This is a genomic window from Luteimonas cucumeris (assembly GCF_007830035.1).
GTDB classification, from domain to species: domain Bacteria; phylum Pseudomonadota; class Gammaproteobacteria; order Xanthomonadales; family Xanthomonadaceae; genus Luteimonas_C; species Luteimonas_C cucumeris.
Genome location: NZ_VLKN01000003.1, coordinates 125,653 through 141,012, shown reverse-complemented (window position 1 = coordinate 141,012; position 15,360 = coordinate 125,653). Strand labels below are relative to the sequence as shown.

At 66.8% G+C, this 15,360-nt stretch carries 13 protein-coding genes and 1 tRNA gene; 10 read left to right on the top strand and 4 right to left on the bottom strand.

Features of this window, described 5'->3' with window-relative positions; genetic code table 11:
- The first annotated feature begins 48 nt into the window (after window positions 1–48).
- From IP90_RS06745 to IP90_RS06715, 7 genes are all read left to right on the top strand, one after another.
- Window positions 49–125: transfer RNA gene (locus IP90_RS06745), tRNA-Arg, on the top strand.
- 103 nt (window positions 126–228) lie between these two features.
- The gene (gene amaB, locus IP90_RS06740; RefSeq protein ID WP_144898861.1) at window positions 229–1,764 is read left to right on the top strand and encodes an L-piperidine-6-carboxylate dehydrogenase; all 1,536 of its coding nucleotides are present in this window, start codon (window positions 229–231) and stop codon (window positions 1,762–1,764) included.
- A gap of 65 nt (window positions 1,765–1,829) precedes the next feature.
- Window positions 1,830–2,111, top strand: a complete 282-nt coding sequence (locus tag IP90_RS06735) for a DUF4190 domain-containing protein (protein WP_144898860.1) — start codon at window positions 1,830–1,832, stop codon at window positions 2,109–2,111.
- Between the two features lie 2 nt (window positions 2,112–2,113).
- Window positions 2,114–3,169: a quinone-dependent dihydroorotate dehydrogenase gene (locus IP90_RS06730; protein ID WP_144898859.1), complete on the top strand. Its 1,056-nt coding sequence runs from the start codon at window positions 2,114–2,116 to the stop codon at window positions 3,167–3,169.
- Window positions 3,166–4,206 carry a UDP-N-acetylmuramate dehydrogenase gene (murB, locus tag IP90_RS06725; protein WP_144898858.1) on the top strand — a complete coding sequence of 347 codons (1,041 nt, stop codon included), beginning with the start codon at window positions 3,166–3,168 and terminating at the stop codon, window positions 4,204–4,206. The genes IP90_RS06730 and murB overlap by 4 nt, the downstream gene beginning before the upstream one ends.
- 37 nt (window positions 4,207–4,243) lie before the next feature.
- Complete coding sequence (locus IP90_RS06720; protein ID WP_144898857.1) at window positions 4,244–5,158, top strand: DMT family transporter; 915 nt, start codon at window positions 4,244–4,246, stop codon at window positions 5,156–5,158.
- A gap of 114 nt (window positions 5,159–5,272) precedes the next feature.
- Window positions 5,273–5,857 (top strand): hypothetical protein, encoded by a 585-nt coding sequence (locus IP90_RS06715; RefSeq protein WP_199753417.1) that lies wholly within the window; start codon window positions 5,273–5,275, stop codon window positions 5,855–5,857.
- 182 nt (window positions 5,858–6,039) lie between these two features.
- Here IP90_RS06715 and IP90_RS06710 read toward each other — a convergent pair whose 3' ends face one another.
- A complete protein-coding gene (locus IP90_RS06710; RefSeq protein WP_144898856.1) occupies window positions 6,040–8,784 on the bottom strand; it encodes a serine/threonine-protein kinase in 2,745 nt (914 codons plus the stop codon).
- A 99-nt stretch (window positions 8,785–8,883) separates the two neighbouring features.
- On the opposite strand from IP90_RS06710, the gene IP90_RS06705 reads away from it, so the two are divergent.
- Window positions 8,884–9,780 carry a GGDEF domain-containing protein gene (locus IP90_RS06705; RefSeq protein ID WP_158635294.1) on the top strand — a complete coding sequence of 299 codons (897 nt, stop codon included), beginning with the start codon at window positions 8,884–8,886 and terminating at the stop codon, window positions 9,778–9,780.
- 1 nt (window position 9,781) lies between these two features.
- Here IP90_RS06705 and IP90_RS06700 read toward each other — a convergent pair whose 3' ends face one another.
- Together IP90_RS06700 and ispG are read right to left on the bottom strand one after the other, a co-directional pair.
- Window positions 9,782–10,375: a phosphatase PAP2 family protein gene (locus tag IP90_RS06700; RefSeq protein WP_144899227.1), complete on the bottom strand. Its 594-nt coding sequence runs from the start codon at window positions 10,373–10,375 to the stop codon at window positions 9,782–9,784.
- Window positions 10,376–10,466: 91 nt separating this feature from the next.
- Window positions 10,467–11,747: a flavodoxin-dependent (E)-4-hydroxy-3-methylbut-2-enyl-diphosphate synthase gene (gene ispG / locus IP90_RS06695; protein WP_144898854.1), complete on the bottom strand. Its 1,281-nt coding sequence runs from the start codon at window positions 11,745–11,747 to the stop codon at window positions 10,467–10,469.
- A gap of 48 nt (window positions 11,748–11,795) precedes the next feature.
- Between ispG and xseA the strand changes: the two genes are divergently transcribed.
- The gene (gene xseA / locus IP90_RS06690; RefSeq protein ID WP_144898853.1) at window positions 11,796–13,142 is read left to right on the top strand and encodes an exodeoxyribonuclease VII large subunit; all 1,347 of its coding nucleotides are present in this window, start codon (window positions 11,796–11,798) and stop codon (window positions 13,140–13,142) included.
- A 98-nt stretch (window positions 13,143–13,240) separates the two neighbouring features.
- On the top strand, window positions 13,241–14,668 hold the full coding sequence (locus IP90_RS06685) for an aldehyde dehydrogenase family protein (RefSeq protein WP_144898852.1): 1,428 nt from the start codon (window positions 13,241–13,243) through the stop codon (window positions 14,666–14,668).
- A 111-nt stretch (window positions 14,669–14,779) separates the two neighbouring features.
- Here the strand turns inward: IP90_RS06685 and IP90_RS06680 are convergent, their stop codons facing one another.
- Complete coding sequence (locus IP90_RS06680) at window positions 14,780–15,277, bottom strand: DUF1579 domain-containing protein (RefSeq protein WP_144898851.1); 498 nt, start codon at window positions 15,275–15,277, stop codon at window positions 14,780–14,782.
- Between the last annotated feature and the right edge of the window lie 83 nt (window positions 15,278–15,360).

Below are 15,360 nucleotides of genomic sequence, written 5' to 3'. Positions count from 1 at the left end.
TAGGATAGCTGCGGCCGCTGGGCCTATCTGTGATAATTCGTCGCTTGTGGCCCCGTAGCTCAGCTGGATAGAGCGTCCCCCTCCTAAGGGGAAGGTCGTGCGTTCGAATCGCGCCGGGGCCGCCATTCGCAGCGGCCAGCGCCATGCATGCCGCCCGCAGCGGAACCCTTCGCCCTTGTTCCGCGCGTCCGGCGCGGGCTTCCCCATGTTCCAGGAGCAGACAACGCCATGACCCACCCCGTTCTCACCGCGCTCGGCCTGACCGACAACGAATCCGGCACCTACCTGGGCAACAGCGAATGGTCGAAAACCCGCGATGCCGGCGTGCTGGAGCCGGTCAACCCGACCGACGGCGAAGTGCTGGCGCGGGTGCAGGCTTCGTCGCAGGCCGATTACGACCTGATCGTCGAGCGCGCCCAGGCGGCGTTCAAGGTCTGGCGCAGCACTCCGGCGCCGCGTCGTGGCGAGGCGATCCGCCTCTGCGCCGACGCGCTGCGCACGCACAAGGACGCGCTCGGTTCGCTGGTGGCACTCGAAATGGGCAAGTCCAAGCCGGAAGGCGACGGCGAAGTGCAGGAGATGATCGACATCGGCGAATTCGCCGTCGGCCTGTCGCGCCAGCTGTACGGCCTGACCATGCACAGCGAGCGTCCCGGCCATCGCATGTACGAGCAGTGGCATCCGATCGGCCTGGTCGGGATCATCTCGGCGTTCAACTTCCCGGTCGCGGTGTGGGCATGGAACAGTTTCGTCGCGGCGGTGTGCGGCGACATCAGCATCTGGAAGCCGTCGCCGAAGACGCCGTTGTCGGCGATCGCGTCGATGAAGATCTGCAACGAAGCGCTGAAGAAGGGCGGCTTCCCCGACCTGTTCTTCCTGTTCAACGATGCCGGTACCGAACTGGCTTCGTCGTTCGTCGACGACAGGCGCATCGCGCTGGTCAGCTTCACCGGTTCGACCAAGGTCGGCCGCAATGTCGGCGAGCGCGTCGCCCTGCGCATGGGCCGCAGCCTGCTGGAACTGGGCGGCAACAACGCGATCATCGTCGACGAGACCGCCGACCTGAAACTGGCGATTCCCGCGATCGTGTTCGGCGCGGTCGGCACCGCCGGCCAGCGCTGCACCACCACGCGCCGCTTGTTCGTACAGGAAAAGATTTACGGCGACGTGCTGGCGAAACTGGTCACCGCTTACGGACAAGTCGAGAAGAAGATCGGCGACCCGACCGACCCGGCCAACCTGATGGGTCCGCTCAACAGCCAGGATGCGGTGCAGGCGTACCTCGCCGCTGTCGAGAAGGCCAAGGCTTCCGGCGGCAAGGTCGAGACCGGCGGCAGGGCGCTGACCGATCGCAAGGGCAACTTCGTGCTGCCGACCATCGTCACCGGCCTGGGCAACGATGCCGAAGTGGTGCAGACCGAAACCTTCGCGCCGATCCTGTACGTGATGAAGTATTCGACGCTCGAGCAGGCGCTGGAACTGCAGAACGCGGTACCGCAGGGCCTGTCCTCGTCGATCTTCACCACCAACCTGAAAGCGGCCGAGGCCTTCCTCGCGGCGTCGGGTTCCGACTGCGGCATCGCCAACGTCAACATCGGCACCTCCGGTGCGGAGATCGGCGGTGCGTTCGGCGGCGAGAAGGAAACCGGCGGCGGCCGCGAGTCCGGTTCCGATGCCTGGAAGGCCTACATGCGCCGCCAGACCAATACGATCAACTACTCCGATGCGTTGCCGCTGGCGCAGGGCATCAAGTTCGAGTTCTGAGATACTCGCCGGCGGCCGGTCACCGTGACCGGCCGACTCTTCCCACGCACCCAGGAGAGAGCACGATGAGCACGCCCATCCGCCAAACCAGCACGCTCGCCATCATCAGCCTGATCGCCGGCATCCTGGGCTGGACCGCGCTGCCGCTGATCGGCAGCATCGGCGCGATCATCACCGGCCACATGGCGCGCGGCGAGATCAACCGCGAACCGCAGCGCCTGGAAGGCGACGCGCTGGCGGTTGCCGGACTGGTGCTGGGCTACACCGCGATCGTGGTCGGCATCCTCGCCCTGTTCGTCTTCGTGCTGTTCTTCGGCGGAATGGTCTGGCTGGGACTGCAGTCCTGACGATGTATGCCCTCGCCCGTCCCTTCCTGTTCGGCCTGGATCCGGAACATGCGCATAGCATCGGCCTGCGCGCCATCGAGGCGGCCTACCGCAGCGGAACCACTTCGCTGCTGGCGCGGCGGCCGCAACCGTTCCCGAGCAAGGCCTTCGGCCTGACCTTCCCCAATCCGGTCGGGCTGGCAGCCGGGCTCGACAAGAACGGCGCGCACATCGATGCGCTGCTCGCGCTGGGCTTCGGTTTCGTCGAAATCGGCACGGTGACGCCGCGGCCGCAACCGGGCAATCCCAAGCCACGCATGTTCCGTCTGCCGGAACACCAGGCGATCATCAACCGTCTCGGTTTCAACAACGACGGCGTCGACGCGCTGGCGCGCAACGTCGAAAGGTCGCAGCGCAAGGGCGGCCTGCTCGGCATCAACATCGGCAAGAACAAGGACACGCCGAACGATTCGGCGGAACGCGATTACCTGGTCTGCCTCGAACGCGTGTATCCGCTGGCCGACTACGTCACCGTCAACATCTCCTCGCCCAACACCGCCGGACTGCGCGAACTGCAGGAAGAACAGTCGCTGCGACGCCTGATCGGCACCCTGCGCGACGCACAGGAGGGGCTGGCCGTGCAGCACGGCCGGCGCGTGCCACTGCTGGTCAAGGTCGCGCCGGACCTGTCCGACGAGGACATCGATGCAGCCAGCCGCGTGCTGGCCGATCTGCATGTGGACGGGGTGATCGCCACCAACACCACGGTGTCGCGCTTCCCGGTGCAAGGCCACCGCCACGCGCACGAAACCGGCGGCCTGTCCGGTGCGCCGCTGCTGGGCAAGTCCACGTCGGCGCTGCGCCGCCTGCGCACGCGCCTGCCCGAGTCGATTCCGCTGATCGGCGTGGGCGGCATCCTGTCCGCATCCGACGCCGTGGCCAAGACCGCGGCCGGCGCCAGCCTGGTGCAGCTCTACACCGGCCTGGTCTATCGCGGGCCGGGCCTGATCGGCGAATGCGTGGAAGCGATCCGTCGCCGCAAGGAAGCACCGAGCACGGGCGGCGTGTCGCGCCCATGAGCACGGCGTACCGGATCACCCGCGACGCCTCGCTGCGCGCACGCAATACCTTTGGCGTCGACGCGCGCGCCGGCAAGCTGATCGAAGTCGACGACGCGGACGCTCTGGCCGAAATACTCGCCTCCGAATCCGACGAGGCATGTCCGCTGGTGCTTGGCGGCGGCAGCAACCTGCTCTTCGCCGGCAACCCGGACGGACCGGTGCTCGCGCTGGGCTCGCGCGCCTTCCGCGTCATCGCCGACGATGGCGATCACGTCGTGATCCGTGCCGATGCCGGCGTGCAATGGCATGCGTTCGTGATGGCGACGCTCGAACAGGGCTATCGTGGCCTGGAAAACCTGGCGCTGATTCCCGGCACCGTCGGGGCCGCGCCGATCCAGAACATTGGCGCCTACGGCGTTGAAGTGGAAACGCTGATCCATGCGGTGGAGGCTTTCGAGCACGACGGCCGGCGCCACGTGCGACTGGACCGTGAAGCATGCGACTTCGCCTACCGCGACAGCCGTTTCAAGCGCGAGCCCGATCGCCACATCGTCACAGCGGTCGAGTTCGTCTTGTCGCGCAGCGGCATGCCGCAACTGGAATATGCCGGCATCCGCGACGAACTGGCGGCCATGCACATCGACAACGAGCCCGACGCGTTGCAGGTCGCGGAAGCGGTGATCCGCCTGCGCAGGCGAAAACTGCCCGATCCTGCCGTCATCGGCAATGCTGGCAGCTTCTTCAAGAATCCGATCGTGCCGCTGGCGCGGGCCGAAGCCCTGCAGGCGCAATACGAGGCGCTGCCGATGTTCCGCGTCGACGGCGCCGCCACGCGCAAGCTGTCGGCGGCATGGCTGATCGACGCCTGCGGCTGGAAAGGCCATCGCGACGGCGATGCCGGCGTGTCCGAGCGGCATGCGCTGGTGCTGGTCAACCATGGTTCGGCCAGCGGGATGCAGCTGCTGGACCTGGCGCGGCGGATCGCCGATTCGGTGCGCGAGCGCTTCGGTGTCGCATTGGAACCGGAGCCGCGATTGATCGGTGCAGAGTGGTGAGGCTGTTTGCCTTTGCTCAAGAAAAAAGCAACCAGAAATGACAACCCGCTCCGCTTCTCCCCACACCCGCGCTGCGCTGCTGATGCTCGGCAGTACGGTGTTCTTTGCGCTAATGGCGCTCGCCATACGCCTGGCATCGCAGACGCTGCATACATTCGAGATCGCTTTCTTCCGCAACTTCTTCGGCCTGCTCGCACTGCTGCCACTGCTGCACCGGAGTTGGCCCGGCGTACTGAAAACGACCCAGCTGCCGCGCTATTTCCTGCGCAGTGCGATCGGCATCGCGTCGATGCTGTGTGGTTTCTGGGCGATCGGCCACCTGCCGCTGGCGCAGGCGATCTCGCTGTCGTACTCCACGCCGTTATTCGTCACCATCGCTGCGGTGATCTTCCTGCAGGAACAGGTGCGCCTGCGGCGCTGGTCGGCGGTGATCCTCGGTTTCATCGGCGTGCTGGTGATCGTGCGGCCGGGCAGCGCAGAGTTCAGCGCGGGCACCCTGATCGCGCTGTCGGCGGCGGTGCTCAGCGGCATCGTCGCGATCCAGATCAAGCAGCTGTCGCGCGTCGATTCCGCCGACACCATCGTCCTCTATACGTACCTGTTCTGGGTGCCGTTGTCGCTGATACCCGCACTCTTCGTGTGGCAATGGCCGCAGGGCATCGCCTGGCTGTGGGCGGTCGGCGCCGGCGTGCTGGGCACCGGCGGCCAGCTGCTGTGGACGCGCGCGCTCAAGCTGGGCGACGTGTCGGCGCTGACGCCGATCAGTTTCATGCAATTGCCGATCGTCGCGCTCGCCGGCTGGCTGTGGTTCGGCGAAGGCCTCGATCGCTGGGTCGTGGTCGGCGCGGCGATCATCTTCGCCGCCAATGCCTATATCGCGCATCGCGAAGCGCAGCTCGCACGTCGCTCGGCGACGACCGCACCGGTGGAAGCAGCCAAGCCGGGCGAATAGCCGCGCCATCGCGATGGCTCTGCGATCATGGCTTCCGACACTGTATGCCGGCGAGCCGCGATGCTATCCATGTGCGGGCCATCCAGACACCTGTCCATCCTTTCGGGAGCCGCCATGCGATCGCAGCTGCTGCTAGCGCTTGCCCTGTCCTTCGTCGTGCCTGCGTTCGCGCAATCGCCGCCGACAACCAATCCGCATCCGGTCACGATTACCGTGCCTTCTGCCGCACCGAAGGACGTGGAAAGCATCGACGCGATCATCGCCGCCCTGTACGACGTGATCTCCGGCCCCGCCGGCCAGGCGCGCGACTGGAATCGCATGCGTTCGCTGTTCATTCCCGGCGCCCGCATGATGCCGGCCGGCGTTCGCGCCGGTGGCGAAGTCGGCATGCGCCTGCTTGAAGTCAACGATTACATCGCCATGTCCGGCGAGCTGCTGGTCAAGAAGGGCTTCAGCGAACACGAGCTCGCGCGCCGCACCGAGCAGTTCGGCCACATCGCCCACGTGTTCAGCACCTATGAGGGCCGCATGGCAACCGAGCCCACCGTCCTGCGCGGCATCAACAGCATCCAGCTGCTGAACGACGGCAAGCGCTGGTGGGTGGTCTCTGTGTTCTGGGAAGCCGAGCATGGCGACCTGAAGCTGCCGCAGCACTACCTCCCTGGAAAGGCGGATACCGCCGCCAAGGCAAGCCCGTAACGCTGTTGCCTGCACCCACAAGACTGGAGCTGCACCAATCTCAACGTAGCGTGGGCTGTGCGCACGATGGATTTACCTCGTTCGTGCGCACGGCGCACACTACCGCTGGTTGGCGCAAGGATCTGCCGATTGTCGTGCAATGGAACCGAAGCTGGATGCGGCCCGTGATGTGAAGCGCCGCGTCAATGCGAGGCTGCGGTTGCCACCGCGCCATCTTCCTGACGCTGCTCGTGTATCGCGCTGACCATGTTCCTCTGCGCTTCGCCCAAGCCGTCTGGCGGCATCCTCAGCAGGGGCTCGATGTATTCCTGGCTGACCTGCAAGGCTTCGTCGCGCTTGCCGGCCTCGATCAGTATTCCCTCGAACTCCCACGCCGCGCGCACGGTATCCGCATGCTGCGGACCCAGCAAACGACGGCGGATGTCCAGCAGTTCGCGATACGAAGCGAATGCGGCCGACTGATCGCCGATATCCCATGCAGCATCGCCACGGATCATCAGGGTCACTTGTGCCTGTCGATGTTGCTCACCCAATACCTCGAAGGCCAGCGGCTGCACCCGTTGCAGTAGCGCCAGCGCCGCTTGGTGCTGACCGTCGTTCTGCAAGGTGCCGGCATGGTTGACCAACGCGAACACGGTATCGGGATGACGCGGGCCAAGCACGCGTGTACGTGCTGCGATCACCTTCTGCTCGAGTGCAAGCGTCTGGTGATAGCGATGGAGCCGTGCGTACAGCGTCGCCAAGCTCAACTGCGCGCGTAGAGTCTGCGGATTGTCGGCACCGAGCACGCGTCCACGCGCCTCGACCACGGCCTTGGCCTCGGACAGGGCTTCTTCGGCCCGGCCGCGCATGTTCGCCAGTACGTTCACCATATAGCCGCGTGCCATGAGGGTCAGCGGATGCTCGCGGCCCAGGCGCCGGCTCTGTATGCCAACCAGTTCCCGCTGCAGCGCCAGCGCCTGCTCCAGATCACCGGACTGCGTCCGCATCGCCACGAGTTGCGCGGTGGCGGCGAGAGTGTCGGCGTGCTCGGGACCCAGCAGCGTCTTGTACATCGGCAACAGACGCTCCATGTGCGCGCGGCCCGCCTTTATCTCGCCGAGGTCCACCAGGGTGCTCGCCAGTCTGTTGAGCACTTCCATGCTCGACAGGTCGCGCTCGCCCCGCGCGTCCACACTGCGCCGATGGAGCGCCTGCTGCAGGTCGAGGGCACGGCGACGGTCGCCCAGGCGCGAAATGGCTTCGCTGCGGGACAATTCCAGTCGGATCCGCAGCGGATCGGCATCAGGCAAGGCAGTGGCGTGGGCCAACGTTGCTTCCAGCACGCGCCTTGCCGCTTCCGGCTGGTCGGCTGCCAGCAGCGCATCGCCCTGCTCCTGGCGCGCACGCAGGGTCGAAGGATCCGCGGCGCCGAGGCGTTTTTCGCGCCGATCCGCGACCTCGGTGAAATCGATCGCCGCCTTGTCGCTCATTCCAAGCGCGACGCGCACGCGCGCCACCGACTCGCGCAGGTCGGCCGACAGCATCGGCTCGTCGTGGAAGTCGCGTTCGATCGCCTGCTGCGCGCCAGTGAGGACATGGCGGTCGATCATTTCGCGGGCCAGATCCGGCGGACTGGCGTGCGCCAGTGCGGCTTCCAGCTTCGGGCCGTCTTCCGGCCTGGCCTGTGCCACCTGACGGCGCAGGCCGTCGGCCAGGCCCACGCCCATCGCCTCGATGTCCACCCCTTGCAGCATCGACTGCTGGAACGCGGCCACCTTTTCCAGTTCCGCGCTGCGTTGCTCGGCGATCACGCGCTGCGCCCGCGCCTGCGACAAACCATACAGCGACAGGCCCAGTCCGCCCAGCAACGCCGCCAGCGCGACGCTCGCCGCCAGCAGCGCGCCCCGGTGACGACGCACGAACTTGCCCGCCACGTAACCGCGCCTGGCGGGAACCGCCTGCAGCGGCTGACCGTCGAGGAAACGGCGCAGGTCGTCGGCCAGAGCTGCGGCCGAGTCGTAGCGGTCTGCGCGGTCGTGGCGCATCGCCTTCAGCACCACCCAGTCCAGCTCCCGGCGCAGCGTGCGACGCATGTGCGGCAGGCTAAGCCCCTGTACTCGCGCGATGCGGCCGGCCGCATCCGGCGGCAGGGTCGACAATTGTTCGGAAGGCAGGCGCAACGTGTGTGCGTTGCCGGTAACGGTTTCGCCGCCGACGCCCGGACGCCGGCCGGTCAGCAGTTCATACAGCACCACGCCCAGCGAATACACGTCGCTGCGCGTGTCGACCAGGGCCTGGTCCGCCGCGGCCTGCTCCGGGCTCATGTATTCGGGGGTACCGGCGACTTCGCGCGGATCCATGGCATCGGCGAGCGACGCCGTGGCGATGCCGAAATCGATGATCTTCGGCAACGCGCGGCCGTCGATCCGGTCGACCAGGATGTTGCCCGGCTTCAGGTCGCGGTGGATGACGCCCTTCTGGTGCGCATGCTGCACGCCTTCGCAGACGCGCACCAGCAGTTCGATGCGTTGCCGCAAGGTCAGTTCGTGCTCCGCACAGAAGCGGGTCAACGGACTGCCTTCGATGTACTCCATCGCGAAGAACGGGAAGCCGTCGGCGGTGGTATCGGCGTCGTAGATCTGGGCGATCGCCGGATGCCGCATCTGCGCCAGCAGTTGCCGTTCGACTTCGAAATGCGCCAGGTGTCGGGCATTCAGGCGCCTGGAGCGCAGCAGTTTCAACGCGACGGTGCGCCGCACCGGTTCCAGCTGCTCGGCGCGATAGACCTCGCCCATGCCGCCGCGGCCGAGCAGCGCTTCGATCCGGTAGCGCCCCAGCCTGGCGCCGGGCGACAGGGTGTCGTCGCCATCGCGTGCCGCGACCGCTGCGCGTGTCGCGAGCTGCCGGGTGCGGTCCGGATCGTCTTGAGTGTCCTGTGTCGCCATCGTCGACTCCCCCAGTCGGCCACCAGCCAATGGTACTAAATGCAGCTGCGCGCCCGGACGATGCGGCTACACTGCGCGCGATCGATCCTGCGACGGCGCATGACTCCGCACGACTCCAGCCCCGACACCACCCAGCGCACGCTGCCCAGCGGAGGACCGCTTCGGTCGCCGCCGCGCACGGCGTGCGTGGTGGTGATCCATGGCGAAGGCCTTGGCCGGCGCGCCGACATCGGCCATCGGCCGGTACTGGTCGGGCGTTCACAGGAGGCCGACCTGCACATCGCGCATCGCAGTGTCTCGCGCGAACACTGCCGGATCTGGCGCGACGGCGACGAATACCGCGTGCACGACCTGCGCGCGACCAACACCACCCGCGTCAACGACCAGATCATCTCCGAGGCCACGCTGACCGATGGCGACCACATCGCCATTGGCGAAAGCATCCTGAAGTTCATCAGCCACACCAGCGTCGAAGCGCGCTACCACGAGGAGATCTACCAGCTCGCCACGCACGATGCGCTTACCGAGCTCTACAACCGCCGTCATTTCAGCGAGCTGATCGAACGGGAAATCGCGCGCGCCCTGCGCCACCAGCGGCCGCTGGCGCTGTGCATCATCGATGTCGACCTGTTCAAGCCGGTCAACGACCGTTATGGCCACGCCACCGGAGACGGGGTACTGCAGCAGATCGCGCTGCTGATCCATCGCCACGTGCGCAACGACGACATCGCCGCGCGCATCGGCGGCGAGGAGTTCGCGGTGCTGTTGCCGGAATGCGACAACTACGCTGCCGGCAGTTTTGCCGAACGCCTGCGCGAGGCCATCGCCGCAACACGGTTCGCACCCGGCGGCGAACCGCGGCAGATCACCGTCAGCATCGGCATCGCCGCCTTGTCGGAGGGATGCGGCACGCGTAGCCGCCTGATGGCCGCCGCGGACGCCGCGCTGTATCGCGCCAAGAGCCAGGGCCGCAATCGCGTCTGCCTGGAAGATTGATCTACCGGTTTCGCCAGGGCCGCAGATGGCCGTAGAACACCAGCGCGTAGCAGCCGATCACCCACACCAGCGCGGCCGCCCAGCCCGCCAGGATGTCCGAGGGGTAATGCACGCCCAGGTAGATGCGCGACAGCCCCACCATCGGCACGAACACCGCCATCGCCACGATCACCGGCCAACGCCAGCGCGTTCGCCACGCCAGCATGATCAGTACGCAGGCCAGCGTCGCCGAACCCATTGCGTGGCCGCTGGGAAAGCTGTACGTCGTTTCCGGTGCGATCGAATCCCACAGGCCCGGCCGCTGGCGCGCGAAAAACTGCTTGGTCGCCACGTTGAGCAGCGCCGAACCGCCGAGGGCGATGGCGGCGAACAGGCCTTCGCGGAAGCGGCGCGCGATGGCCAGTGCAAGCACCAGCAACAGGTCGAACGGCACCACGCCGTAGCGATAGCCGATCGCCGAGAAGAACAGGAACAACCGGTCGAAACCCGCACGCGCCATGTCGCGCGCGAACAGCAGCAGTGGCTGATCGAACGGAAACGCCTCGGCGTCGCGCACCTCGTCGGCCAGTTCGGCGAACACCCACAACGGCAGCATCACGCCGGCGAACAGCAACGCCAGGCGCAGGCCATGCCGGCGCAGGAACGCAATGCCGAAGCGCGCTTCCTGCTGCAGCGTCGCGTCGGGATCAGATGGCCGTTGCGGCACGGCCGTAACGGCGCTCGACGTAGCCGTCGATCAGCGCGACGAATTCATGGGCGATGTTCTCGCCGCGCAGCGTCACGCTCTTCTCGCCATCGACGAACACCGGGGCGGCCGGCGCCTCGCCTGTACCGGGCAGCGAGATGCCGATGTCGGCATGGCGCGATTCGCCGGGACCGTTGACCACGCAACCCATCACCGCCAGCGTCAGGTTCTCGGCGCCGGGATGGGTGATCTTCCATTCCGGCATCTTCGCGCGCACGTGCTCCTGCACGACCTTGGCCAGTTCCTGGAAAAATTCCGACGTGGTGCGGCCGCAACCCGGGCACGCCGTCACCATCGGCGTGAACGCACGCAGGCCCATCGTCTGCAGCAGTTCCTGCGCGACCACGACTTCCTGCGTGCGCGGCGCGCCGGGTTCCGGCGTCAGCGAGATGCGGATGGTGTCGCCGATGCCTTCCTGCAGCAGCACCGACAGCGCGGCGCTGGACGCGACGATGCCCTTGCTGCCGATGCCGGCTTCGGTCAGGCCCAGGTGCAACGCGAAATCGGAACGCTGCGCCAAGTCGCGGTACACGGCGATCAGTTCCTGCACGCCGCTGACCTTGCAGCTCAACACGATGCGTTCGGCCGGCAGGCCCAGTTCCACGGCACGCTCCGCGGAATCCAGCGCGGAACGTATCAGCGCCTCGCGCAGCACGCGCGCGGCTTCCCATGGCTCCGCGCGCAGGTGGTTCTCATCCATCAGCCGTGTCGCCAGCGCCTGGTCCAGCGAGCCCCAGTTGGCGCCGATGCGAACCGGCTTGCCGTACTGGATCGCGAACTCGATCAGCTGCGCGAACTGCGTGTCGCGTTTCTTGCCGAAACCGACGTTGCCGGGGTTGATGCGGTATTTCGCCAGTGCCTGCGCGCAGGCGGGCTCTCCGGCCAGCAGCTGATGCCCGTTGTAGTGGAAGTCGCCGATGATCGGCACCTCCACCCCCATCATCGCCAGCTTCTCGACGATCCTCGGCACAGCGGCTGCCGACTCCGGATTGTTGACGGTGACGCGCACTAGTTCCGAGCCGGCACGCCACAGTTCGGCGACCTGCTTCACCGTGGATGCGACATCCGCCGTGTCGGTGTTGGTCATCGACTGCACCACCACCGGCGCATCACCGCCGACGGCGACGCCGCCGATGTGCACCTGGCGCGTGGTGCGACGCGGTGCCGGGCCAAAGGAAGGCACGGACTCGATATGGCAGGGCAAGGGCTGGGCGGCGGACATGGCGCCATTTTACCCGCCATGGCGGTGTCCAGCGTTTATCCTGACGGAATGAATGTCACCGCGCCCACCGGCGAGATCCTCACGCCCAGCCAGCTCAACACGCTGGCGCGCGACCTGCTCGAGGGCGCTTTTCCGCTGATCTGGGTGGAAGGCGAACTCGGCAACGTGTCGCGACCTTCGTCCGGTCACCTGTATTTCACCCTCAAGGACGCGCGCGCGCAGGTGCGCTGCGCGATGTTCAAGCCCAAGAGCAGCTGGTTGCCGTTCCAGCCGCGCGAGGGGCTGCGCGTACTCGCGCGCGGGCGGCTGACGCTGTACGAGGCGCGCGGCGATTACCAGCTGGTGCTCGACCACATGGAGGAGGCCGGCGAAGGTGCGCTGCGCCGCGCCTACGAGGAACTGAAGACGCGTCTGGTCGCGGAAGGCCTGTTCGACCAGGACCGCAAGCGCGCCCTGCCCGGCTATGTGCACCGGCTGGGCGTGATCACCTCGCCATCCGGCGCGGCGGTGCGCGACGTGCTCAGCGTGCTGGCGCGGCGCTGCCCGCTGCTGGAAGTGGAAATCCTGCCGGTGCCGGTGCAGGGCGCGGGCGCTGCAGCGCAGATCGTCGCCATGCTCAAGCGTGCCATCGCATCATCGCGTTACGACGCTTTGCTGCTGACCCGCGGCGGCGGCTCGCTGGAAGACCTGTGGGCGTTCAATGACGAGGCGCTGGCGCGCGCCATCGCCGCATCGCCGGTGCCGATCGTGTCCGCCATCGGCCACGAAACCGACTTCTCGCTCTCCGACTTCGCCGCCGACCTGCGCGCACCGACGCCATCCGTGGCCGCGGAGCTGCTGGTGCCCGATCAGCGTGACCTGCGCGCGCGGCTGCGTGCGCTGCAGGCGCGCGTCATCCATCTGGGACGCCACCGCCTGCGCCAGGATGCGCAGCGTGCCGATCGCGCGGGCCTGCGCTTGAATGCGCAGCGTCCGCAGGCGCGCCTGCAGATGCTGCAACGTCGCGAGGCGGATGCGCGACGCCGCCTGGACATGGCCTGGCGCACGCAACTCGAGCATCGCCGCGCACGCCTGCGCCGCATCGACACCGTGCTGCGCGCAGCCGATCCGCGGCGGCGGCTGGCGATACTGCGCGCCCGGCTGGCGGCGCTGGCACTGCGCCCCCAGGCCGGCGTCGCCCGCCAGCTGCAGCAGCGCGCGATGCACCTGCGCGCACTGGCGCGCTCGCTCGAAGCGGTCAGTCCGCTGGCCACCGTTGCGCGCGGCTACGCGATCCTGCAACGTGAGGATGGCCGCGTCGTGCGCAGCATCGATGACGTCGCGGCAGGCGATCCGCTGGATGCGCGCCTGTCGGACGGCCGCCTGCGGCTGCGCGTGGAAGGTTCCGATTCCTGATCCTGCTTGTGGTGCGGACAAGCTCCGCCCCCTACGAAGTACGAGCCTGCATGCGGCATTCACCGCGCATGCGCGATGCTGCGCGCAAGGAGACATCCATGCTGAAGAAGTCCTACCCCTACTACCTCGCCAACCAGACGGTCGCGGCCAACAAGGATCTCGACGTACTGGACAAGTATTCCGGAAAGCGTGCGACGCGCGTGGCCTTCGCCGATGCGGCTACGATCCGCAAGGCGATCGTCGCGGCATACAAGGCACGCCCGGCGATGGCGGCGTTTGCGCCGGATCGCCGTCGCGACGTGCTGGAACACTGCGTGCGTCGCTTCAGCGAGCGCCAGGAAGAGCTGGCGCTGGCCCTGTGCATCGAGGCCGGCAAGCCGATCCGCGACGCGCGCGGCGAAGTGACCCGTCTGATCGACACCTTCCGCATCGCCGCCGGCGAAGCCACGCGCGGTGGCGGCGAAGTGCTCGACCTGGAAATCAGCGAACGCACGCGTGGCTATCGCGGCATGGTCAGGCGCGTGCCGGTCGGTGCCTGCGCCTTCATCACGCCGTTCAACTTTCCGCTCAACCTGGTGGCGCACAAGGTCGCGCCGGCAATCGCCGCCGGCTGTCCGTTCGTGCTCAAGCCGGCCGCCAAGACACCGGTCGGCGCACTTATCATCGGCGAAGTGCTGGCCGAAACCGACTTGCCGAAGGGCGCCTTCTCGATATTGCCCTGTTCCAACGAGGACGCCGGCCTGCTGGTCGAGGACGAGCGCATCGCCCTGCTCAGCTTTACCGGCGGCCTGGTCGGCTGGGATCTGAAGGCACGCGCCGGCCGCAAGAAAGTAACGCTGGAACTTGGTGGCAATGCCGCCTGCATCATCGACGACGATCCGGGCATGGATCTGGACAAGGTCGTCGAACGACTGGTGTTCGGCGCCTACTACCAGTCCGGCCAGAGCTGCATCAGCGTACAGCGCATCTACGTCCACGCGGCAATCTACGACAAGCTGAAGAAGAAAATCGCGACGGCGGTCGGCAAGCTGAAGATGGGCGATCCGCGCGACGAACAGGTATTCGTCGGACCGATGATCGACGAGGACGCCGCCAGGCGCGTCGAACAATGGATCGCGGCGGCGATCAAGGGCGGCGCGAAGAGACTGGCCGGCGGCAAGCGCAACGGCAACATGCTGCCGGCTGCGCTGTTGGAGAATGTCGCGCGCGACAGCGACCTGTATCGCAAGGAAGCGTTCGGTCCGGTGGCCTGCATCGAAGCGTTCGATGCTTTCGACGATGCGCTCAAGCGCGTCAACGACAGCGACTTCGGCCTGCAGGCCGGCGTATTCACCGGCAGGCTGGCGCACGCGATGCGCGCCTGGGACATGCTGGAAGTCGGTGGCGTGATCGTTGGCGACGTACCCAGCTTCCGCGTCGACAACATGCCCTACGGCGGCGTTAAGCAATCGGGCCTCGGCCGCGAGGGCGTGCGTTATGCGATCGAGGACATGACCGAACCGCGCCTGCTGGTGATCCGCTCCTGAGCTCTTGTAGAGTCGAGCCTGCTCGATTGCCTTCCGAGCAAGAGCAGTCGTGCAGGCTCGACTCTACAACGGCAGCGGTAGCGGTAGCGGGCTCGACGCTACGGAGTCGGGTCAGCTTTTGCGGGCGTACCGGGTCTCGACCGCTTTCATTTCGTCGCCCTGCGGCGTGATGTTGTTCATGACGATCACCAGGGTGTCGGCGTCCGGCTGTTCGATCAGGGTACGCCAGCCCCAGTCCGGCCCGCCCTCGCCGTCTCCGTAATGGCCGAGCACGTTGAACATCGAGTCGGCCGACTTTCCGGTCGAATGCATGATCTGCGTTCCGGTGCCGAAGCTCTCCACCCACGCCGATTCCCAGGCGCCGGCGTCGAGGTGATACCCGTAGATCGCAACCCCCGATACGGCGTCGCCGTTGATCTGCGTCTCGTACTCATGCAACAGGAAACGTCCGCCGAGGATCGACCTGATCGTGCCGCGCTGGATCGATTCGCAGGCCGGGTCGCCGGGTTCGAACCAGAGCTTGAACGTGCCCTCCCATTCGCCGGCCATGTCGGCCATGCGGCGGTGCGCGCCTTCGGCCCTTGAAACTTCGAATTCCTTCTTGCCCATGGCTTCGCCTCTCTCGGTGAATGGGGCCTGCAAAGTGTTGCACGTCTCACATTTCGATGTGTGCAACTGCATCAAAAGCAGGT